Origin of the sequence: Pseudotabrizicola sediminis, assembly GCF_004745575.1 — a bacterium.
Lineage (GTDB): Bacteria > Pseudomonadota > Alphaproteobacteria > Rhodobacterales > Rhodobacteraceae > Pseudotabrizicola > Pseudotabrizicola sediminis.
In genome coordinates this window covers 107,597-127,140 of sequence record NZ_RPEM01000007.1, presented here as the reverse complement: position 1 = coordinate 127,140, position 19,544 = coordinate 107,597, and the positions used below count along the sequence as shown (strand labels likewise).

Genomic DNA, 19,544 nt, shown 5'->3' with positions numbered 1-19,544 from the left:
GGACATCGCGATGATCCCCGGAGAGATCTTTCCCGTCGATGGCGATGTGATCCTGAACGCGCAGGCGCCGGTCACCGTCCTGATGGTCGCCAACACCGGTGACCGGCCGGTGCAGGTTGGCAGCCACTACCACTTCGCCGAAGCCAACCCCGGTCTGTCTTTTGACCGGGACGCCGCGCGCGGGCAGCGACTCGACATTCCTGCAGGGACGGCTGTGCGTTTCGAGCCGGGTCAAACCCGAGAGGTGCGCCTTGTGCCGCTGTCCGGCACGCGGCATGTGTATGGCTTCAACGCCCATGTCATGGGCGCATTATAGGAGCCTGTGCCATGCCCCCGTTTTCCCCCTTCGATCTGATGCGCCTGTCGATGAACACTGCAACCATGCTGGTGCAGGCGCAAAGCGTGATTGCCATGCGAATGATGGGAATGGCCGGGGTCTGGACTGTCTCGCCCAGTGAAAATGCCCGGATGGTGTCTGAAAAGATGCGCGCCACGGTGAAGGCCGGGGCTGCTGCCCAGAAATCCGCCCTGTCCGGCGGCTCTGCCACCGATATCGCCGAGGCAGCCCTTGCCCCGGTCAAGCGCGCCACTGCCGCCAATGCCCGCCGCCTCACCCGCAGCGGGCCAAAAAACCCGTTCTGACAGAAAGGTTTCCCCCATGCCGTATCTGCTTTCCCGTGCCGCCTATGCCGATATGTACGGGCCGACCGTGGGCGACAGGGTGCGTTTGGGCGACACTGACCTGATCATCGAGGTTGAACGCGACCTGATCGCCGAACGCAGCGGTACCGCGAGTTTTGGCGCAAACGGCATGATGTATGGCGAAGAGGTCAAGTTCGGCGGTGGCAAGGTCATCCGCGACGGGATGGGCCAAAGCCAGACCACCCGTGCGGCGGGGGCGATGGATACCGTGATCACCAATGCGCTGATCGTGGACTATACCGGCATCTACAAAGCCGACGTCGGCCTGCGCGATGGCAAGATCGCGGTGATCGGCAAGGCCGGCAACCCCGACACGCAACCGGGGGTGGATGTGATCATCGGGCCGGGAACCGAGATCATCGCGGGGGAAGGGCGCATCCTGACCGCTGGCGGCTTTGATGCCCATATCCATTTCATCTGCCCGCAACAGATCGACGATGCGCTGCATTCGGGGCTGACAACCATGCTTGGCGGTGGCACCGGGCCCGCGCATGGCACGCTGGCCACCACCTGCACGCCGGGGCCATGGCATCTGGGCCGGATGATGCAGGCCGCCGATGCTCTGCCGATGAACCTGGCCTTTGCCGGAAAGGGCAACGCGTCGCTGCCTGCAGCGCTGGAAGAACAGGTGTGGGCGGGCGCGTCGTGCCTGAAGCTGCACGAAGACTGGGGCACGACGCCCGCAGCGATTGATTGCTGCCTGACAGTGGCCGATGCGATGGATGTGCAGGTGATGATCCACACCGACACGCTGAACGAGTCGGGCTTTGTTGAAAACACGCTCAAGGCCATCGCGGGCCGCACCATCCACGCCTTTCATACCGAAGGCGCAGGTGGCGGGCACGCGCCTGATATCATCAAGGTGGTCAGTTCGCAGAACATCTTGCCATCCTCGACCAACCCGACGATGCCCTATACGGTCAACACCATCGAAGAGCATCTGGATATGCTGATGGTCTGCCACCATCTGGACCGCAAGGTGCCCGAGGATGTGGCCTTTGCGGAATCGCGCATCCGCCGCGAGACCATTGCTGCCGAAGATATCCTGCACGACCTGGGCGCGTTTTCGGTGATGGCCTCCGACAGTCAGGCGATGGGCCGGGTCGGCGAGGTGATCACCCGCACCTGGCAGACCGCGCACAAGATGAAGCTGCAACGCGGCCGGCTGGAGGGTGAGCAAGGGGCCAATGACAACCTGCGTGTCCGTCGCTACATCGCGAAATACACCATCAACCCGGCGATCATCCACGGCATCGCTGCCCATATCGGCAGCATCGAGGTCGGCAAGCGCGCCGATCTGGCTTTGTGGAGCCCGGCCTTTTTCGGGGCCAAGCCCGAAATGGTGCTGATGGGCGGCGTGATCGTTCTGGCACAGATGGGCGACCCCAATGCCAGCATCCCCACCCCGCAGCCGGTGCATAGCCGGTTGATGTTCGGCGCTTATGGCCGTTCGGTGGAGCGAAATGCGGTGATCTTCGTGAGCGAGGCCGCACAGGAAGACGGCATCGGCACGCGGCTTGGGCTGGCCAAGGAGACCCTTGCCGTCAAAGGCACGCGCGGGGTGCAGAAATCCGACATGAAGCTGAATTCCGCCACACCCTCCATCGAGGTGGACCCGGAAACCTATGAGGTGCGGGCGGATGGCGTGCTTTTGACCTGCGAACCGGCGGAGGAGTTGCCGCTGGCACAGCGCTATTTCCTGTACTGAAGATCCGTCACTGCAGGGTGCTGCTCAGGGCGGGTCGATTGCGCCGGATGGGCCAGCCGGGGCGCACCGCAGACTCCGCACCGTCCGCTGCCAGCAATTCCTTTTGCAGCTGGAGTTCACGCCGTTTCAGCTTCAGAATCTGGGCGCGCACATCTGCCAGTTCTTTTGATAGGTCCAATGATTGCATCCAACCCTCCCTCAGCGGTTGCCTTGCCCAAGATTGCTCTGAAGGGGTTAAAGACTTCCTACCACTTCCCGGCCGCCCCGTTTTCTTTCGAACCGAGGATAAGACATGACCGATCTGCCTGCCGCCCGCCATCTGCTGAAAGACGCCCCCGCCACCTGCCATGACGAGGTGGTGCTGAGCTATGACGAGCGTCTGATCCGCCGCAAGCGGCTGGTTACCGCGCGGGGGGATGGCTTTCTGGTCGATCTGCCGGAAGTGACCAATCTGGATGCGGTCTGGGGTTTTGAGCTGGAAGATGGCCGCACAGTGCGCGTGACTGCCGCGCAAGAGGCGGTGCTGGAAATCACCGGGCCAGACCTTGCCCGCTACGCCTGGCACATCGGCAACCGCCACACCCCCTGTCAGGTGGAGCCTGCGCGACTGGTGATCCGCGCTGATCATGTGCTCGAGGCGATGCTGCGTCAGCTGGGGGCCGGAGTGCAGGCCTTGTCCGCCCCCTTTACGCCGGAAGTTGGCGCCTATGGCATGGGGCGCCCGATGGGGCATGACCACGGGCCGGAAGGCGGGCACAGCCATGCGTCTGCGCACAGTCATTCGCATGGCCACAGCCATGGCCATGATGATCATCATGATCATGACCATGCCGATCATCATCATCCGCACGACAAAGTCTGATTTGCAGCATGACCCAGGACTTGTTGAGCCTTGTGCAATGGCTGTCCCCGGCGTTTCCGACCGGCGGCTTTGCCTATTCGCACGGGCTGGAGTCGGCGATTTCATCCGGGCAGGTGACCGATGCCGCCAGCTTGCGGCAATGGCTGACCGAGGTGTTGCAGTTCGGCGCAGGCCGGCAGGATGCGATCCTGTTGGTGCAGGCTTTGCGGTCAGACGCGGATTACGGCGCGCTGGACGATCTTGCCCGCGCCCTGCAACCGTCGTCCGAGCGGCTGTCTGAAACGCTGGAGCAGGGCACCGCCTTTGCCCGCACGGTCGCGGCCCTGACGACGCGCGTTTTACCCGCCCGCTGCCTGCCGGTCGCGGTGGGAGAGGCGGCGGCACCCCTGTCTCTGCCCCCCGCACAGGTGGCTGCCTTGTATCTGCACGCGTTTGCCAGCAACCTGACCTCGATCGCAATGCGCTTCATGCCCTTGGGGCAAGAGGCGGGGCAGGGGGTGCTGGCATCGCTGCACCAGGTGATCGACGCGCTGTCGGCAGAGGCCACCCTGTTGACGCTTGAGGATCTGGCGTCGTCTGCACTGGGGGCGGATCTTTCGGCACTGGCACATGAAACGATGGACGTAAGGATTTTCAGGACATGAGCGTGAATGGCCCCCTGCGGGTAGGGATCGGCGGCCCGGTGGGCGCGGGCAAGACCACTCTGACCGAACATCTGGCGCGCGCGCTTGGCGCGCGCTGTTCGATGGCGGTGATCACAAATGACATCTACACGCGTGAGGATGCCGATTACCTGCTGCGTGCGCAGGTACTGCCCGCCGATCGCATAAGGGGGGTGGAAACCGGCGGTTGCCCGCACACGGCCATCCGCGAGGATGCCAGCATCAACCTGGCCGCCGTCGCCGATCTGCGCCGTCTGCACCCTGATCTGGACCTGATCCTGATCGAATCCGGGGGCGACAATCTGGCCGCGACCTACAGCCCCGAGCTTGCCGACATCACCATCTATGTGATCGACACCGCCGCCGGGCAGGACATTCCGCGCAAACGCGGGCCGGGGGTGACGCGGTCGGACATGCTGATCGTGAACAAGACCGACCTTGCGCCTTACGTCGGTGTCGACCCGGTTTTGCTCGAATCCGACACCGCCCGCGCGCGGGGCACTCGCCCCTACATCATGGCCCGCCTGCGCGATGGCCATGGCGTGGCCGAGGTGGTCGCCTTTCTGGAACGCGAGGGCGGTCTGACGCTGCGACCCCTGGCTGACAGCGCAAAAGTGACCTGACAGCACCCTTTGCGGCGCACCCTGAGTGAAAGCCCCGGCCCGTCCGGGGTTTTTCACGGCATGATCACTTATTGATCAAATTCCACGCCTGAGTCGCCTGCATTTGCTGCAGTCCGCCTGATTTTGTCGCGATTGCCCGCGCATCTGCCCAATCCGATAGCAAAACCTGTGACCTGCCAGAGCCTTGCGCGCCGGACGCGCCCCACACCTTGCCGCACCGCGGCAATGACGCTTTCGTGGCAGGGCCGTCCGGGTCCGGACGGCACAAGAACAATGAATGTGCTGTGGCGGCGGCGAAGGGTCGAATCGCCACCACGGCGCGGGGTGCAACAACGTTGCCGCATCAGGACAGGCCGTTCCGGAAGAACGGAAGGCCCCGGGCTTTGTGCGGCCCAATGAGGGAAAACCATGTCGAATTTCAAGGGAGCGCTGCTGGCCTCTGCCATTGCCATGACGGCAGGGCAGGCCATCGCACAGGATGAGACGATCAAGATAGGTGTGCTGCATTCGCTGTCAGGCTCGATGGCGATTTCGGAAACCACGCTGAAGGACGTGATGCTGATGCTGATCGCCGAACAGAATGCCAAGGGCGGCGTGCTGGGCAAACAGTTGGAGGCGGTGGTGGTCGACCCCGCATCCGACTGGCCGCTGTTCGCCGAAAAGGCGCGCGAGCTGATGACGGTGTCGAATGTCGATGTGATGTTCGGCTGCTGGACGAGCGTGTCGCGCAAATCGGTGCTGCCGGTGATTGAAGAGCTGAACGGGTTGCTGTTCTACCCCGTGCAGTATGAAGGCGAGGAATCCTCAAAGAACGTATTCTACACGGGTGCCGCGCCAAACCAGCAGGCCATTCCGGCCACCGACTATTTCCTTGAGGAACTGGGCGTCGAGAAATTCGCCCTGCTCGGCACTGATTATGTCTATCCGCGCACCACGAACAACATTCTCGACAGCTATCTGAAGTCCAAGGGCATTGCCGAGGCCGATATCTTCGTGAACTACACGCCCTTTGGCCATTCCGACTGGTCCAAGATCGTGGCCGATGTGGTCGCTCTGGGCGCTGATGGCAAAAAGGTCGGTGTGATCTCCACCATCAACGGCGATGCCAACATCGGGTTCTACAAGGAACTGGCCGCGGCGGGCATTTCCGCCGATGACATTCCGGTCGTGGCCTTCTCGGTTGGCGAAGAGGAACTGTCGGGCCTTGATACCTCCAACCTCGTCGGACATCTGGCGGCATGGAACTACTTCCAGTCGGCGGAATCGGAACTCAACACCGAATGGATCGCCAAGTGGAAGACCTTTGCCGATGAAAACCGCGTGTTCAACGACCCGATGGAAGCGCATGTGATCGGCTTCAACCTCTGGGTTCAGGCGGTCGAGGCGGCAGGCACCACCGATGTCGATGCGGTGCGCAGCGCGATGTACGGTCTGGAAACCCCGAACCTGACCGGCGGCATCGCCAAAATGTTGCCGAACCACCACCTGACCAAGCCGGTGCTGATCGGCGAGATCCGCGCCGATGGCCAGTTTGATATCGTGTCGTCCACCGATCCGGTCCCGGGCGATGCCTGGACCGACTTCCTGCCGGAATCCGCCGTGCTGGAGGCTGACTGGGCCGAGCTTGACTGCGGTATGTACAACACCGAGACCAAGACCTGCGTGCAGATCAAATCCAATTACTGATCGCATTCGGGCGGGGGGCAAAACGCTTCCCGCCCGATCCACACGACCTCTCCTTCCCAAAACAAGGCCCACCCATGCGCGCCGCCTTTGCTGCCGTCCTTTTTGCGCTGCTGTCGCTCATCCCGTTTGGCAGTCTTGCCCAGACCGGCCCGGTGGTGGCCGACGTCCCCTTTGCCGCCGCAATTGTCGAAGAAAACCGCGCCCAGATCGAAAAGCCGTCGCGCCAGACCATTGGCCCGGTGATCGCGGCGCTTGCCGCCAGCGGCGACCCGCAGGCGCTGGTGATCCTGTCGGCCTGGGCCAACCGGGGTCTTGGTATCCGCAAGTCCGACGGCGCCTTCGTGCTGATTGCCGAGGCCGAGGGTGGCTATGCCCTGCGCACGCTTGACGGAACCGATGCGGGCATCGCGCCCCGCGCCGACATCACCGAACTGCGCCCGAATGCCGGCGTGCGCGGGGTGATCGCCACGGCACTGGTCCAGTTCCAGCTGAACGACCCCGACCGTGCCCGCCGCGCCGATGCGCTGACCACCATCGCCCGCGATCCTGCCCCAGAACTGCTGGCCCCCCTTCGTGCATCGATCGAGGCCGAGACCGACCCCGCCCTGCGCGCCCAGAAAGACCGTCTGAACCGCCTGCTGACCCTGCGTTTTGACCCCGACAGCGCCACCCGCATTGCCGCGATTGAAAGCTTCGCGGGCGATCTGGGGCTGGACCTGCGGGGCGCGTTGAACCCGCTTCTGGCCGTCACCCGCCGCGCCGCACCGCTTGGCACGGAAATCGAGGGCAACATCGCCCGTGATCTGCAGCCCGGCAGCGACCTGACCGAGACCGAAGCCTATGATCTGCTGGTCGCAGCCAACCTTGCACCCGCACGCCTCACCACGGCCGAATTGAAAGCGTCGCTGGCGGCCAACATCGTTGACGGCGCCGTCGCGGGCATTCCGCTGGCCGATCTGAACACCCAAAGCGCGCGCAACCGCGCCTATACCGCGCTGGAGGTGGTAGGCTCGGTGCCGGTTGCGGCCACCGATGAAGAGGTGACGCAGATCGTCGCCGACCATCATTTTGTGGAAACCTATTCGGAACCCGACACCGCCGTAACGTCCGCCGCTCAGGACGTGCTGACCGGGATCGAGGTCAAGCTCGCCGCAATGCAGATGGCCGATCTGGCACTCGATGCGCTGTCGCTGGCCTCGATCTACTTTCTGGCCGCCATCGGTCTTGCCATCACCTTTGGCGTGATGCGGGTGATCAACATGGCGCATGGCGAATTCATCATGATGGGGGCCTATACCGGTTATGTGGTGCAGCTGTTCATCCCGAACTACACCCTGTCGCTGATTGTGGCCCTGCCACTGGCCTTTCTGGTGACCTTCCTCGCCGGAGTCGCAATGGAGCGGCTGGTGATCCGGCATCTGTACAAGCGCCCGTTGGAAACGCTGCTTGCCACCTTCGGCATCTCGATCGCGCTGCAACAGCTGGCCAAGAACATCTTCGGCACGCAGGCCCGACCGCTGACCTCGCCCGCGTGGCTGGATGGCGCGCTCAGCTTCAACGACATTGTGTCGATCAGCTATATCCGGGTGGCGATTTTCGTGCTGGCCATCCTGTTCCTGTTGTTCTTCCTCTGGCTGATGAACCGCACTCGTCTGGGGCTGGAGGTGCGGGCGGTGACCCAAAACCCGTCGATGGCGGCATCGATGGGCATCAACCCCGACCGGATCAACATGCTGACCTTTGGCCTTGGCTCCGGCATCGCGGGCATCGCGGGCATCGCCATCGGGTTGTTTGCGCAGGTCACCTCCGAGATCGGCCAGGCCTATATCGTGCAAAGCTTCATGACCGTGGTGGTCGGCGGGGTTGGCAACATATGGGGCACGCTGGCGGGCGCGCTGATGATCGGCACGCTGCAAAAGGGGATCGAGTTCCTCAACCCCTCCAACACCCTCGCAGCCCAAACCTACATGATCCTGTTCATCATCCTGTTCATCCAGTTCCGCCCAAGGGGCATCATCGCCCTCAAGGGCCGCGCGGCGGGGGATTGAACGTCATGCTCCCGCTTTCATCTGTTCAAAAATATCCCGGGGTAGTCCATTGGCTTCGCCATTGGTTCAAGAAACCAATGTACTGGGGGGCTGGCCCCCGGTTCGACGGCAGGAGCGTGCAATGACCCGAACATTTCTGGCCCGCAACCCCTCCGTCCTGATCTTCCTGCTGATCCTGTCGCTCTTCACTTTGGGCGTCACCGTCCTGTCCGAGGCTTACGGCGTGGCCTTCTTGTCCACGTCTTTCATCAAGACGTTGGGCAAAACGCTCTGCCTGTGCCTCGCCGCCCTCGCGATGGATCTGATCTGGGGCTATGCGGGCATCCTGTCGCTGGGCCACATGGCGTTTTTTGCGCTTGGCGGGTACATGATCGGCATGTGGCTGATGTATGCCCGCACCGAAGGCATCGTCATCACCGCCCTGTCGAATGAGGCGCTGCCTGCCACTGCGCAGGAAATCCAGAACGGCATCGCGGCACAGATCTTCGGTGTGGTCGGCGCGTCCGAATTGCCCCCGGTCTGGCTCTTTGCCCATTCCCTGCCGCTGCAACTGATGCTGGTGGTGCTGGTGCCGGGCCTGCTGGCGTTGATCTTCGGCTGGCTGGCCTTCCGCAGCCGGGTGACAGGGGTGTATCTGTCGATCCTGACGCAGGCGATGACCCTCGCCCTCGCGCTCTACCTGTTCCAGAACGACTCCGGCCTGCGCGGCAACAACGGGCTGTCGGGGTTGCAGAACATTCCGGGGCTCGACGGGGTGTCGCAGGATCGCGTCTCGGTCTGGTTCCTCTGGGCCTCGGCCGCGGCCCTTGGGCTTGGCTATCTGCTGGTGGCCTGGGTGGTTTCGGGCAAGTTTGGCTCTGTGATCCGCGCCATCCGCGATGACGAGGCGCGGGTGCGCTTCCTTGGCTATTCGGTGGAGGGCTACAAGCTGTTCGTTTTCACCCTGACCGCCATCATCGCGGCCATTGCCGGCGCGCTTTATTACCCGCAGGCGGGCATCATCAACCCGGCAGAACTGGCCCCGATTGCCAGCATCTACCTTGCGGTCTGGGTCGCCATCGGCGGGCGTGGGCGCCTGTATGGGGCGGTGATTGGTGCTGCCTTTGTCTCGCTCTTGTCATCGTGGTTCACCGGCGGTCGAGCACCGTCGATCAACCTGGGTTTTTACACCATCAACTGGGTCGACTGGTGGCTGATCCTGCTGGGCCTGTCGTTTGTCGGCGTCACCCTGTTTGCGCCCAAGGGCATCGGCGGCTTGGTCGATCTGTGGCAGGGCCTGCGCAGCCCTGACCGCAAGGGGGCGGACCTTGGGCCAGGTGACGGGGCGCTGTTGGAAAAGGAGGCCAAGAAATGACGCAGCTTCTGGAAGTCTCTGGCGTGTCGGTCACCTTTGACGGGTTTCGCGCCATCAACAACCTGTCCTTTTCCATCGGCCCGGCAGAGCTGCGCGCGATCATCGGGCCGAACGGCGCGGGCAAGACGACGTTCATGGATATTGTCACAGGCAAGACCCGCCCCGATGAGGGCAAGGTGCTGTGGGGGGATCGGTTGCAATCGCTGCTGTCGATGTCCGAGGCGCAGATCGCGCGCGCGGGTGTAGGCCGCAAGTTTCAGCGGCCTACGGTGTTCGAGGATCAGACGGTCGCCGACAATCTGATGATGGCGCTGAAAGCGCAGCGCGGGCCGCTGGCGGTGCTGTTCTGGTCGCCCAAACCTGCTGATCATGCTCGCGTGGCGGAACTGGCCGAAGAGGTGGGTCTGGGTGACGCGCTTGCCCGCAAGTCAGGCGAGCTGAGTCACGGGCAAAAGCAATGGCTGGAAATCGGCATGCTGCTGGCGCAGGAGCCGCAGCTCTTGCTGGTCGATGAACCCGCAGCCGGCATGACGCTGGCAGAGCGGGAGCATACCACGCGGCTGCTGGTGGACCTTGCGCGCACCCGCGCGGTGGTGGTGGTGGAGCATGACATGGAATTCGTGCGCCGCCTGAACTGCAAGGTCACCGTGCTGCACGAAGGGTCTGTGCTGGCCGAGGGCAGTCTGGACCATGTCACCCGCAACCCGCAGGTGATCGACGTTTATCTGGGGCGGTCCGAGCGATGATCAGAACCGAAAACCTGACCCTGCACTATGGCGGCAGCCAGATCCTGCATGGCATCTCGATGGAGGCGCGGGCCGGGGAGGTGACCTGCGTGATGGGGACCAACGGGGTCGGCAAGACCTCGCTGCTGAAAGCGCTTGCGGGGACGCATCCGCGATCAGGTGGAAAGCTGTGGCTGGCGGATGAGCCGGTGCCGGTGGTGCCGCCACAGGCGATGGCGCGGCGCGGCCTGGCGGTCGTGCCGCAGGGGCGGATGATCTTTCCGCTGCTGACGGTGCGCGAGAATATGGAAACCGCCTATGCGCTGCTGCCGCGGGTGGAGCATCGCATTCCGGATGAGATCTTCGAGCTGTTTCCCATCCTGAAAGAATTCCTGCATCGGCGCGGCGGCGATCTGTCGGGCGGGCAGCAGCAGCAGCTTGCGATTGCCCGGGCCATGATCATGAAGCCGCGTGTGCTGCTGCTGGACGAGCCGACGGAAGGCATCCAGCCCAACATCATCCAGCAGATCGGGCGGGTGATCGAGTATCTGAAGGGCAAAGGCGATATGGCGATCATTCTGGTCGAGCAGTATTTCGACTTTGCCTATGGTCTGGCCGACCGCTTCTATGTGCTCAAACGCGGCGAGGTGGCGCTGGAAGGGGACAAGGCGACCCTGTCAAAAGAGGTGCTGAAGGCCACGGTTTCAGTGTGAGCCGGGGCGTGTAACACTGGGGGAATGCTTCGAAAAAAAGCGAACGTTAAGGATTTGTGAATTCATTTGGCCGTGGTGCAGTGACCTGACGGGCACGCGCCACAGTGAGTTGATCCATAGCGGCGCACACCAGTCGATAAACCAAAAGGCCCCGGATCGCGCCGGGGCCTTTGACTTGATGCCGGCGTCAGATCAGTTCGTGGCAGCCGGTGCAGCTTCGCCTTCAGCTGCTGGTTCCACGGCGGGCGACAGCGAGGCGATATAGGCCCAGACGTCGGCCTGCTCTTTGGCGTTGCCGAGCTTGAAGCTCATTTTCGAGCGGGCGCTGTTGTCTAGCTTGGCTTTCAGGAACTTGGCCGGGTCAGCGACGTATTCGACAAAGCTTGCCTCATCCCAGGTAAAGCCGGTTTCGCCAAGCGCCACGAGCGACGGGCCGTAGCCCTTGAAATCGGCCTGGTTACCGGCAGCGCGGCCCGGCAGGCCGTAGAGGTTTGGCCCGGTTTTGGCATTGCGGCCACCAAGGACGGTGCCATCGGCATCTGCGATGACATGGCAGGTCTGGCACTTGTTGAACACACGTTCCCCGGCAGCCGCATCCCCGGTCGCATCCTGGGCCATGGCGGGCACAGCAAAGGCGAGCGAGGCGAAAGTCAGGGCAGTCATAGCGAGTTTCATAAGGGATCCTCCGAAGTGAATTCTATGGGATACAAATGCATCCCGATTGCGAAAAGGCAAGTCACGCGCGCGTGCTGGCGTCGAGTATCTTTTTGCAGACCGATGAAACCGCAAGCAGGGGCACTGCGTTTCAGACGCGGTTTCAGGCAACGGCAAGGGCAAGGGCACATTGCCGCCAGAGCGAGGCCAGAGCCGTGACCAGATGATCGATATCGGCGTCGGAATGCAGCGGTCCGGGGGTGATGCGCAGCCGTTCAGTGCCCTTTGGCACGGTGGGATAGTTGATCGGCTGCACATAGATGCCCCAGTCGTTCATCAGGATGTCGCTGATCATCTTGCACTTGACCGGATCGCCGATCATCACCGGGATGATGTGGCTGTCGTTTTCCAGATGCGGGATGCCTGCGGCATCAAGGCGGGCGCGCAGCAGGGCCACTCGGTCGGCCTGTGCGGCACGCTCGGACGATGACGTCTTGAGGTGCTTGATCGACGCGGTGGCCGCAGCGGCAACCGCCGGGGGCAGGGCGGTGGTGAAGATGAACCCGCTGGAAAAGCTGCGGATGAAATCGACCAGCGGGGCCGATCCGGTGATATAGCCGCCGACGCAGCCAAAGGCCTTGCCCAATGTGCCCTCGATCAGGTCGATGCGGTGGGCGAGCCCCTCACGCTCTGTCACGCCGCCACCGCGCGGGCCGTACATGCCGACGGCATGGACTTCGTCGATATAGGACAGCGCGCCATGGGCCTCGCAAACCTCGACAATCTCGCGGATCGGCGCGACATCGCCATCCATGGAATAGACGCTCTCGAACGCCACGATCTTGGGCCGGTCGCCCACGGCATGCAGCTTGCGGTCCAGGTCACGCCAATCGTTGTGGCGCCACAGCACCTTGTCGGCGCGGGAATGGCGGATGCCTTCGATCATCGACGCGTGGTTTTTCTCATCCGACAGGATCACAGCACCCGGAATTCGCGCGCCAAGGGTGCCAAGCGCGGCCCAGTTCGACACATAGCCAGAGGTGAACAGAAGCGCCGCGTCCTTGCCGTGCAGATCGGCCAGTTCGGATTCCAGCAAGATATGGTGGTGGTTGGTGCCGCCGATGTTGCGGGTGCCGCCGGCACCCGTGCCACAGGCGCGCACGGCATCGACCATCGCATTCACCACTTTCGGGTTCTGGCCCATGCCCAGATAGTCGTTGGAACACCAGACGGTCACATCGCGCAGCGCCCCGTCCTTGTGGTTGTCGGCGCGCGGAAAATTGCCGCAGCGGCGTTCCAGATCGGCAAAGACGCGGTAATTGCCTTCAGCTTTCAGGATATCCAGATGGCTGGTGAAGAGGGCGTCAAAGTCCATGGGTCTTCTCTTTCAACGTCGGGTGCAGGGTCTGCATCGCCTGCGGTTGCGATTTGCGCTCGGGCAGCATCCAGCGCCAGAGCTTCTGGTCAGGAAGCGGGATGACCATGAACCAATGCTCCAGAAGCGCGAGCAGGGTCAGGGCGGACAGAAGGGTAAAGCCGATCAGCGTGCCATCGGTGCTGGCGGTCATGGCGCGCTCCAGAAAGCAGTAGGAGGCGTAGCTGAGCGCGGTAATCGACAGCGGGAACACCCAGTTCATCGGCGCGCGACGGAAATGGCTGGCCAGATGTGCCAGCGGGCGGGGCAGGAATTCGGTATGGATGCGCGGCACGCCGAAGAACAGGTTCAGCTTGGCCGAGATCCGGGCGAAGAACAGGATGGCAAAGGTCCACAGGCCAAAGATATTGGCGGCGTCACGGGTCAGGATCAGGATGGCGATCAGCAGGGCGATCAGCAGCAACTCGTGCCACAGGATTGTGCCGATGGCGCGAAAGAAGCGGTCCGCAAGCGGCGCATCTGCGGGGCAAGCCCGGATGTTCGGCCCGGCGATGATGCCGGACAGGAAGGCCAGCTCAACCCAGCCCCAGACCGCCAGCGCCGAAAGAAAGGCAAGATAGGCCCCGATGGCCGAGGTGTCGGCCCGCGTCTCGTTCAGCCCGATGATCCCCGCCAGCAGCAGCGGCAGGCCCAGCAGAACCGACCACAGATGCGCGTCCTGGCCGGAATTGTCCGCCCGGCGCACGCGCCACAGGATGATGCCGGTCGAAAACCACCACAGGAAGATGGCCGAAAGTGCTGCAATCCACGGGTTGGTCAGGGTCCATGCGTCAGTCATGCGTGGCCCCCCTGTGTCCAGAGGGGCCACACGCTGCGACAGGACGCGCCCATCCTGTCGCCGCAATCACCGCTGTCGCGGCGATATGATGGCGATCGGTCAATACGCCGGCTCCAGCCGCACCGATACGGGCGGCGTCGTCTTGATGACCGGGATCGTGTAGAGCGAGACAAAGGCCGCAAGGGCGCGCGCCGTGCCCCAGGCATTGGTCATCCGGCCCGAAAGCCCGCCCTGCTTGCGCCCGCGCTCCATATCCAGCATGGCCGCGTTCATGCGGCGCAGGCCCGGAATCCAGCGCGGGTGGTTGATGTCGATTTCCACCGGGAACACCTGCCGCGCAATGGCCGACGTTTTGCGGAACACTTCCTGGTCATACCAGTCGATGTCCACCCCCAGCGCCTCGTGGAAATCCTTGCGGGCATGGTCGCGCACCCACATGGTGGAATAGACGGCAGTCAGGAAGAACCGGATCCACAGCTTGTTCTGCCATGTGGTGGTCAGCTTGGGGTCGGTGCGCATCAGCAAGGCGAAGGCTTCGCCATGGCTGAATTCGTCGTTGCACCATTCCTTGAACCATTTGAAGATCGGGTGGAAGCGCTGTTCGGGATGCGCCTCCAGATGCCGGTAGATGGTGATGTAGCGGGCATAGCCGATCTTTTCCGACAGGTAGGTGGCGTAATAGATGAACTTGGGCCGGAAATAGGTGTATTTCTTGGCCTTGGTCAGAAAGCCGAGGTTCACCGCCACACCGGCTTCGCGCAGGGCATCGTTGATGAAGCCTGCATGCCGCGCCTCGTCGCGCGCCATGTAGTTGAACAGCTCGCAGATGTCGGGGTTGTTGCCGCGGCGCTTCATTTCCTTGTAGAGCACGCAGCCCGAAAACTCGGCTGTGCAGGACGACACAAGGAAGTCGATGAATTCGGCGCGCAGATGCGGCTCCATCCCGGCCCAGTCCACGTGGTCCCAGTCGGCGTTTTTCTTGAAATGGCCCTTGTTGGGGTCTGACTTCATCTGCGCGATCAGCACATCCCATTCCGCGCGCACCGGAGTGACATCGATGCGGTCCATCTCGTCGAAATCGGTGGTGTAAAAGCGCGGGTTGAGCAAGGTGGCGTCGGTCGCCATCGCGGTGGTGTCGAACTTGCCCGCGAGCTCGGCGTGCAATTCGCCATGTGTGGTGTCGTGTGCGGCTTCCAGTGTTGCGTCTTTCATACCGTCAGCTCCTCTGAAAACGAAAACTCGCACAGTTCCATGAAATCCAGATCGCCGGTCAGCTTGACCCACTGGCGTTCCAACCAGGTTGCGCGGGTGATGGTGGCGACGCGGTCCTCGATGATCAGCTCACCATAAGCGGCCAGCACCGGTGCACCATGCACCAGCACCTCGTCGCCCGGATGGATGACGGCGCCGTTGTTGAACCTGACATGCGCATGCAGTGCTTCAAACCGGTGACTGACCTCGACGGTGCAGGGCACCTGTTCCTTTATTTTATTGAAGATTCCCATTGGTCTGGTTCCCTTATTTTGTTTGATCGAGCAGCCGTTCGAACGCGGCTTTGTTGTCGCCGCCAAAGGCATAAAGCTCTGCGCTCCAGCCCGTGGTCGGATCTTCGGCCACAAGGCGGCCGTTGTCATAGCGCACAACCCGCATGGGTGGGTTGCCTTCGACCTTGGCCACCAGACGCGCGCGCGCCATGGCAGACTGGATCACCGTGATAAAACCACCATGCGGCAGATCCATCAACAGGGTGCCGTCAGCATCGCGGACCACAACCGCCTGTGCTGACTGGCCTTCAAGAACCAGCCACCGTTCTTGTACGACGGTAGCGGCTGGCGGAACACCCACATGCGGGTGGTCGGTCAGGACCGACAGGCTGACGATGGTCAGCGTGATCATCGCAAGCCCGAACATCGCCCAGAGAAGAACCCGCGGGATCATCTCGCGTTCGGGCGAAGGGCGGTCGGCGAGGGTGCGGAATTGTGCCATGTCTGCGCCCCCCTTATTCGGCGGCCAGCATGGCACCCGACGGGGCCACGGTGACAACGGGTTCATTCAGCTTGGCCTGCGCGGCATCGGCCAGCAGACGCGCCACGTTCTGCGCATCGGGGATGCAGCGGAAGGCGGGCTGGGTCACACGCGCAAAGCCGGGGCGCAGGTGCGGCCACAGCACGGCATAGGACAGCCGGACACCATCGGTGATCTCGATGGCAATCGTGCCGGTGCCGCCGGGTTTCAGGTCCAGCCGAGCGGTGGCGATGCGCACAAAGGGAATCGTATAAGTTACGGGCAGCGCTGCCCCGATCCGCATGATGACGCGGGCGGATGTGATAGTGTAGATCGAGGCGCGGGCCTGTGCCCATGCCAGCAGGTAGATCACGCCGTAAGCCGCAACCGCCAGCACCAGATAGGGCAGGCCAGTGGCCAGCATCAGCGCGGTGCCGCCATCGGCATAGGCCCCGCCCGCGCGCCAGAGCACGACGATCAGCATGTAGCCTGCGATCCAGTTGATCTTGTAGGCTTCCCGCGCAAGGGCCATGGCCTGCGCCTTGCCCTGCCACAGGATCTCTTCGCCTTTTGGCAGACCGGCGGGGACGCCGGGCATCAGTTCGAAATCAAAATCTTTGTTATGGTCCGACATCTCGAACCCTCCGTATCTGCTAGGTTAAGACGGGGCGGCGCGGGCGCGCGCCGCCCCCCTTCTTGATCAGAGCCCGTGCTTGCGGTTCGTGGCATACATCCAGCCCGAGGCGACATAGGCCGAGATCTTGTCTTCCTCGAGCTTGGTCACCGTGGTCAGCGATTTGGTGGCCGGAATGTTCGCGAAATGGTCCGAGGTGATCGAGCGCACGCGCACCCGGTCGGCCCAGATCCGCGCCATCGTCATCGGGATCAGGCGGCGTTCGCCGGTGTTGAGCTCGACTTCCAGATAGCGGACCAGCTGTTCGGGGGCATCGACCCACATGTCGCTGACGCGGCCCACCACTTCCAGATCGGCTGCCTGCACCGGCAGACCGCGCGGGTCACGCCCGGCGCTGACGGCAAAGCCCTTGGCCTGTGCCATCGGCACGATCTTGGCATGGCCATGGGCATCCAGTTCCGGCTCATCCCGGCGCGGGGTCCACGAGGCAGGACCGACGCCATCGAGCATCGGGTTGCCGGTGGGCGCATGCGGAAAACCTTCGGACACCGCGGTGCGGGCCAGAGCCAGATCGGTGCGGCGATGCGCATCCTCATTCTCGGCCGATGGCATCAGCAGGGTGCCTTTGCCATTCGGCAACAGGAAGGTTTTCGGCTTGGGCACCGGGAAGGGCCCCTGATTGGGGGCGGGCAAGCCATCTTCGGTTTCCAGCGGATAGCCTTCGCGCATGTTTTCAGTTTGCAGGTAATAGATCAGCAGGGCAAAAAAGCCCCAGAACAGCCAGATCGACAGGCTTGCCAGGTCGAAATTGCCAAAGAAGTTTACGCCAACCATGGAATGGTCCTCCGCGTCAGGTTGGGAAGTCGGCGAGGGCAAGTTTGCCCGCGTCGGCCTCCGGTTTCGGTGAGGTCAGGATGCCAAGCTTGACCAAGGGGCCAAGCACGACAAGGGTCGCAAAAAGTAGTACGATTTCAAGATGATAAACGGCTGAATAGCCGATGCTCGGGTCGGTGAGCGCCCCCAGTTTGCCGCTGGTGGCCAGATGGCTGACCAGATCACGCAGGGTGCCGCCGATCAGGATGGCAAGGCCCGCAGCCGTCGCCTGCGCCGCGCCCCAGGCGCCAAGCGCCAGACCAGCCCCCGCCAGCCCGCGCGCGGGCATGGTCATCGCGGCGGTCAAGGTCGAGATGCCGAACAGCCCGCCGCCAAAGCCGATGCCGAAAGCGCCGGTATAGAAGATCAGCGTGCTGTCCAGCGGGGCTGCAAAGATGATGCAGGAAAACGCGGCCACTCCGGCCAGAATGCCGCGTGCCGCCATCCGGTAGGGGTCCAGCCCGCGCGTCAGCCAGCGCGCCGCCAGCAGAAAGCCGATCAGCGCCCCCGCCGCCCAGGCGGCGGTCAGCAGTGTGGTGGCCCCGACCGACAGGCCAAGGATCTCGCCGCCGTAGGGTTCCAGCAGCACGTCCTGCATCTGGAACGCCAGCGTTCCCAGCATGACCACCGCCAGAAGCCGCCCGGCGGTGCCGCCGGCCATCAGGTCCGCCCATGCATCGCGGAACTGCGGGCGTGGTTCCTCGCGCTGCGCCTTCGTCATCGGCGCGACCTTTTCCTGCTTCCACAGGGCGATGATGTTCAGAACCAGCGTCGCCGCACCACAACCCTGCACCACACGGACCAGCGTGATCGGGTCGTAATCGCGCAAAAGCCAGCCGACGATCACCGCCGACACGCCCATGCCGACAAGGAACATGATGTACAAAAGCGCCACGACACGCGGCCGCGTCTCATCACTCGCGCGGTCGGCGGCCAGCGCCAGCCCGGCGGTCTGGGTCATGTGCATGCCAACGCCTGTCATCAGAAACGCCAGTGCGGCCAGCACCTCACCCGCCCAACGCGGGCCAAGATATTGGTCGCCCGACAGCACGATCAGCGCAAAGGGCATCACCGCAAGGCCGCCCATCTGCCACAGGCTGCCGAACCACAGGTAAGGCACCCGCTTCCACCCGATGGCAGAGCGGTGGGTGTCGCTGCGGTGGCCGAGGAACGCGCGGAATGGGGCCACCAGCACCGGAATGGCGATCATCAGTGCCACCAGCATCGCAGGCAGCGACAGCTCGACAATCATCACCCGGTTCAGCGTGCCCAAAAGCAGCACCGTCGCCATCCCGACCGAAATCTGGAACAGCGACAGCCGCAACAGCTGCCCCAACGGCAGCCCCTCAGAGGCGGCATCGGCAAAGGGCATCCAGCCAGACCCAAGCTTTGCGATGTCCTTCTTGCGCAGGATCATGGCCGGTACTCCAGACATTCGCTGATGTAGAACCCACTGCTGATCCGCCCCACGCGCGCCAGCCCCGGGCCAGTGGATTTTGCAAGCGCGTCAAAGGCATGCGGGATCATGATGGGTGAGCGGTCGGCGCGCGGGAACACCTTGCCAAGCGTGAAGAAGGTCATCAGGAACGGCGTGCGCGGGGCCACGGTGAACACGATGCCCCCCCGTGTGCGCCGCGCCAGCTGGTGCAGGATCGCGGCAATGTCGGTACCGTTGTAATAGATCAGGCTGTCCATCGCGATGACATGGTCAAAGCTGCCCAAGCCCTCGTCCGTCATGTCCCCGGCGGCAAAGGTCACCTGATCCGCAAAGCGCGGCTCCAGCCGGTCTTGCGCAATGGCAATCAGCTGCGGCGAAATATCCACCGCCACCACCTGCGCCCCGCGCGCCGCCAGTTCAGCCGTCATCAGCCCGGTGCCACACCCGGCATCCAGCACACGCGCGCCTGTCAGGTCGGCAGGCAGTTGCGCCAGCATGGTCGCGCGCATCGCATCGCGGCCTGCGCGCACGGTCTGCCGGATACGGCTGACCGGCGCGTCAGAGCACAGACGCTCCCACACTTTGGTGGCGCTGCGGTCGAAGTAGTCTTCGACCCTGGCACGGGTGGTGGAATAGTCGGACATT

At 63.2% G+C, this 19,544-nt stretch carries 22 protein-coding genes; 11 read left to right on the top strand and 11 right to left on the bottom strand.

Annotation, left to right across the window (positions count from 1 at the left end; all coding sequences use genetic code 11):
• The first annotated feature begins 10 nt into the window (after positions 1-10).
• From EEB11_RS11700 to ureC, 3 genes are read left to right on the top strand one after another with little or no spacing between them, the layout of a single operon-like run.
• On the top strand, positions 11-316 hold the full coding sequence (locus EEB11_RS11700) for an urease subunit beta (protein WP_135431533.1): 306 nt from the start codon (positions 11-13) through the stop codon (positions 314-316).
• Positions 317-327: 11 nt separating this feature from the next.
• Positions 328-642, top strand: a complete 315-nt coding sequence (locus tag EEB11_RS11695) for an antifreeze protein (protein WP_135431531.1) — start codon at positions 328-330, stop codon at positions 640-642.
• Between the two features lie 16 nt (positions 643-658).
• Positions 659-2,410: an urease subunit alpha gene (gene ureC, locus EEB11_RS11690; RefSeq protein ID WP_135431529.1), complete on the top strand. Its 1,752-nt coding sequence runs from the start codon at positions 659-661 to the stop codon at positions 2,408-2,410.
• Between the two features lie 7 nt (positions 2,411-2,417).
• Here the strand turns inward: ureC and EEB11_RS11685 are convergent, their stop codons facing one another.
• Positions 2,418-2,597 carry a hypothetical protein gene (locus EEB11_RS11685; RefSeq protein ID WP_135431527.1) on the bottom strand — a complete coding sequence of 60 codons (180 nt, stop codon included), beginning with the start codon at positions 2,595-2,597 and terminating at the stop codon, positions 2,418-2,420.
• Positions 2,598-2,702: 105 nt separating this feature from the next.
• Here EEB11_RS11685 and EEB11_RS11680 point away from each other — a divergent pair, with 105 nt between their 5' ends.
• The 8 genes from EEB11_RS11680 (at position 2,703) to urtE (ending at position 11,083) form a co-directional block, all read left to right on the top strand.
• The gene (locus tag EEB11_RS11680; protein ID WP_135431525.1) at positions 2,703-3,272 is read left to right on the top strand and encodes an urease accessory protein UreE; all 570 of its coding nucleotides are present in this window, start codon (positions 2,703-2,705) and stop codon (positions 3,270-3,272) included.
• Positions 3,273-3,280: 8 nt separating this feature from the next.
• The gene (locus tag EEB11_RS11675; protein WP_135431523.1) at positions 3,281-3,916 is read left to right on the top strand and encodes an urease accessory protein UreF; all 636 of its coding nucleotides are present in this window, start codon (positions 3,281-3,283) and stop codon (positions 3,914-3,916) included.
• Positions 3,913-4,557, top strand: coding sequence for an urease accessory protein UreG (ureG, locus tag EEB11_RS11670; RefSeq protein ID WP_135431521.1), 645 nt, complete (start codon positions 3,913-3,915; stop codon positions 4,555-4,557). Before EEB11_RS11675 ends, ureG begins: the two co-directional genes overlap by 4 nt.
• 408 nt (positions 4,558-4,965) lie before the next feature.
• Complete coding sequence (gene urtA, locus EEB11_RS11665) at positions 4,966-6,243, top strand: urea ABC transporter substrate-binding protein (RefSeq protein ID WP_135431519.1); 1,278 nt, start codon at positions 4,966-4,968, stop codon at positions 6,241-6,243.
• A 74-nt stretch (positions 6,244-6,317) separates the two neighbouring features.
• Positions 6,318-8,291: an urea ABC transporter permease subunit UrtB gene (urtB, locus tag EEB11_RS11660; RefSeq protein WP_135431517.1), complete on the top strand. Its 1,974-nt coding sequence runs from the start codon at positions 6,318-6,320 to the stop codon at positions 8,289-8,291.
• A 121-nt stretch (positions 8,292-8,412) separates the two neighbouring features.
• Positions 8,413-9,645 (top strand): urea ABC transporter permease subunit UrtC, encoded by a 1,233-nt coding sequence (urtC, locus tag EEB11_RS11655; protein ID WP_135431515.1) that lies wholly within the window; start codon positions 8,413-8,415, stop codon positions 9,643-9,645.
• Positions 9,642-10,391 (top strand): urea ABC transporter ATP-binding protein UrtD, encoded by a 750-nt coding sequence (gene urtD, locus EEB11_RS11650; RefSeq protein ID WP_135431512.1) that lies wholly within the window; start codon positions 9,642-9,644, stop codon positions 10,389-10,391. Before urtC ends, urtD begins: the two co-directional genes overlap by 4 nt.
• Positions 10,388-11,083: an urea ABC transporter ATP-binding subunit UrtE gene (gene urtE / locus EEB11_RS11645; protein WP_135431510.1), complete on the top strand. Its 696-nt coding sequence runs from the start codon at positions 10,388-10,390 to the stop codon at positions 11,081-11,083. The genes urtD and urtE overlap by 4 nt, the downstream gene beginning before the upstream one ends.
• Before the next feature lie 192 nt (positions 11,084-11,275).
• Here the strand turns inward: urtE and EEB11_RS11640 are convergent, their stop codons facing one another.
• The 10 genes from EEB11_RS11640 to bchM form a co-directional block, all read right to left on the bottom strand.
• The gene (locus tag EEB11_RS11640) at positions 11,276-11,758 is read right to left on the bottom strand and encodes a c-type cytochrome (RefSeq protein ID WP_135431508.1); all 483 of its coding nucleotides are present in this window, start codon (positions 11,756-11,758) and stop codon (positions 11,276-11,278) included.
• 142 nt (positions 11,759-11,900) lie between these two features.
• Positions 11,901-13,112: a 5-aminolevulinate synthase gene (gene hemA / locus EEB11_RS11635; RefSeq protein ID WP_135431506.1), complete on the bottom strand. Its 1,212-nt coding sequence runs from the start codon at positions 13,110-13,112 to the stop codon at positions 11,901-11,903.
• Entirely contained in the window at positions 13,102-13,950 is an 849-nt protein-coding gene (gene puhE, locus EEB11_RS11630) for a putative photosynthetic complex assembly protein PuhE (RefSeq protein ID WP_135431504.1), read from the bottom strand. The genes hemA and puhE overlap by 11 nt, the downstream gene beginning before the upstream one ends.
• Positions 13,951-14,049: 99 nt before the next feature.
• Positions 14,050-15,162: a magnesium-protoporphyrin IX monomethyl ester (oxidative) cyclase gene (gene acsF / locus EEB11_RS11625; RefSeq protein ID WP_135431502.1), complete on the bottom strand. Its 1,113-nt coding sequence runs from the start codon at positions 15,160-15,162 to the stop codon at positions 14,050-14,052.
• On the bottom strand, positions 15,159-15,455 hold the full coding sequence (locus EEB11_RS11620; protein ID WP_135431500.1) for a hypothetical protein: 297 nt from the start codon (positions 15,453-15,455) through the stop codon (positions 15,159-15,161). Before EEB11_RS11620 ends, acsF begins: the two co-directional genes overlap by 4 nt.
• A 13-nt stretch (positions 15,456-15,468) precedes the next feature.
• A complete protein-coding gene (gene puhC, locus EEB11_RS11615) occupies positions 15,469-15,936 on the bottom strand; it encodes a photosynthetic complex assembly protein PuhC (protein WP_135431498.1) in 468 nt (155 codons plus the stop codon).
• Positions 15,937-15,949: 13 nt separating this feature from the next.
• A complete protein-coding gene (puhB, locus tag EEB11_RS11610) occupies positions 15,950-16,588 on the bottom strand; it encodes a photosynthetic complex putative assembly protein PuhB (RefSeq protein WP_135431496.1) in 639 nt (212 codons plus the stop codon).
• Positions 16,589-16,654: 66 nt separating this feature from the next.
• Positions 16,655-17,422 (bottom strand): photosynthetic reaction center subunit H, encoded by a 768-nt coding sequence (puhA, locus tag EEB11_RS11605; RefSeq protein ID WP_135431494.1) that lies wholly within the window; start codon positions 17,420-17,422, stop codon positions 16,655-16,657.
• 16 nt (positions 17,423-17,438) lie between these two features.
• Entirely contained in the window at positions 17,439-18,878 is a 1,440-nt protein-coding gene (locus EEB11_RS11600) for a PucC family protein (protein WP_135431492.1), read from the bottom strand.
• Positions 18,875-19,543 carry a magnesium protoporphyrin IX methyltransferase gene (bchM, locus tag EEB11_RS11595; RefSeq protein WP_135431490.1) on the bottom strand — a complete coding sequence of 223 codons (669 nt, stop codon included), beginning with the start codon at positions 19,541-19,543 and terminating at the stop codon, positions 18,875-18,877. Before bchM ends, EEB11_RS11600 begins: the two co-directional genes overlap by 4 nt.
• Position 19,544 lies beyond the last annotated feature (1 nt).

Bases quoted from the DNA above. Each gene is read 5' to 3' on its own strand.
- EEB11_RS11700 (WP_135431533.1), top strand. From the start codon at position 11: ATGATCCCCGGAGAGATCTTTCCCGTCGATGGCGATGTGATCCTGAAC.
- EEB11_RS11695 (WP_135431531.1), top strand. From the start codon at position 328: ATGCCCCCGTTTTCCCCCTTCGATCTGATGCGCCTGTCGATGAACACT.
- ureC (WP_135431529.1), top strand. From the start codon at position 659: ATGCCGTATCTGCTTTCCCGTGCCGCCTATGCCGATATGTACGGGCCG.
- EEB11_RS11685 (WP_135431527.1), bottom strand. From the start codon at position 2,597: ATGCAATCATTGGACCTATCAAAAGAACTGGCAGATGTGCGCGCCCAG.
- EEB11_RS11680 (WP_135431525.1), top strand. From the start codon at position 2,703: ATGACCGATCTGCCTGCCGCCCGCCATCTGCTGAAAGACGCCCCCGCC.
- EEB11_RS11675 (WP_135431523.1), top strand. From the start codon at position 3,281: ATGACCCAGGACTTGTTGAGCCTTGTGCAATGGCTGTCCCCGGCGTTT.
- ureG (WP_135431521.1), top strand. From the start codon at position 3,913: ATGAGCGTGAATGGCCCCCTGCGGGTAGGGATCGGCGGCCCGGTGGGC.
- urtA (WP_135431519.1), top strand. From the start codon at position 4,966: ATGTCGAATTTCAAGGGAGCGCTGCTGGCCTCTGCCATTGCCATGACG.
- urtB (WP_135431517.1), top strand. From the start codon at position 6,318: ATGCGCGCCGCCTTTGCTGCCGTCCTTTTTGCGCTGCTGTCGCTCATC.
- urtC (WP_135431515.1), top strand. From the start codon at position 8,413: ATGACCCGAACATTTCTGGCCCGCAACCCCTCCGTCCTGATCTTCCTG.
- urtD (WP_135431512.1), top strand. From the start codon at position 9,642: ATGACGCAGCTTCTGGAAGTCTCTGGCGTGTCGGTCACCTTTGACGGG.
- urtE (WP_135431510.1), top strand. From the start codon at position 10,388: ATGATCAGAACCGAAAACCTGACCCTGCACTATGGCGGCAGCCAGATC.
- EEB11_RS11640 (WP_135431508.1), bottom strand. From the start codon at position 11,758: ATGAAACTCGCTATGACTGCCCTGACTTTCGCCTCGCTCGCCTTTGCT.
- hemA (WP_135431506.1), bottom strand. From the start codon at position 13,112: ATGGACTTTGACGCCCTCTTCACCAGCCATCTGGATATCCTGAAAGCT.
- puhE (WP_135431504.1), bottom strand. From the start codon at position 13,950: ATGACTGACGCATGGACCCTGACCAACCCGTGGATTGCAGCACTTTCG.
- acsF (WP_135431502.1), bottom strand. From the start codon at position 15,162: ATGAAAGACGCAACACTGGAAGCCGCACACGACACCACACATGGCGAA.
- EEB11_RS11620 (WP_135431500.1), bottom strand. From the start codon at position 15,455: ATGGGAATCTTCAATAAAATAAAGGAACAGGTGCCCTGCACCGTCGAG.
- puhC (WP_135431498.1), bottom strand. From the start codon at position 15,936: ATGGCACAATTCCGCACCCTCGCCGACCGCCCTTCGCCCGAACGCGAG.
- puhB (WP_135431496.1), bottom strand. From the start codon at position 16,588: ATGTCGGACCATAACAAAGATTTTGATTTCGAACTGATGCCCGGCGTC.
- puhA (WP_135431494.1), bottom strand. From the start codon at position 17,422: ATGGTTGGCGTAAACTTCTTTGGCAATTTCGACCTGGCAAGCCTGTCG.
- EEB11_RS11600 (WP_135431492.1), bottom strand. From the start codon at position 18,878: ATGATCCTGCGCAAGAAGGACATCGCAAAGCTTGGGTCTGGCTGGATG.
- bchM (WP_135431490.1), bottom strand. From the start codon at position 19,543: ATGTCCGACTATTCCACCACCCGTGCCAGGGTCGAAGACTACTTCGAC.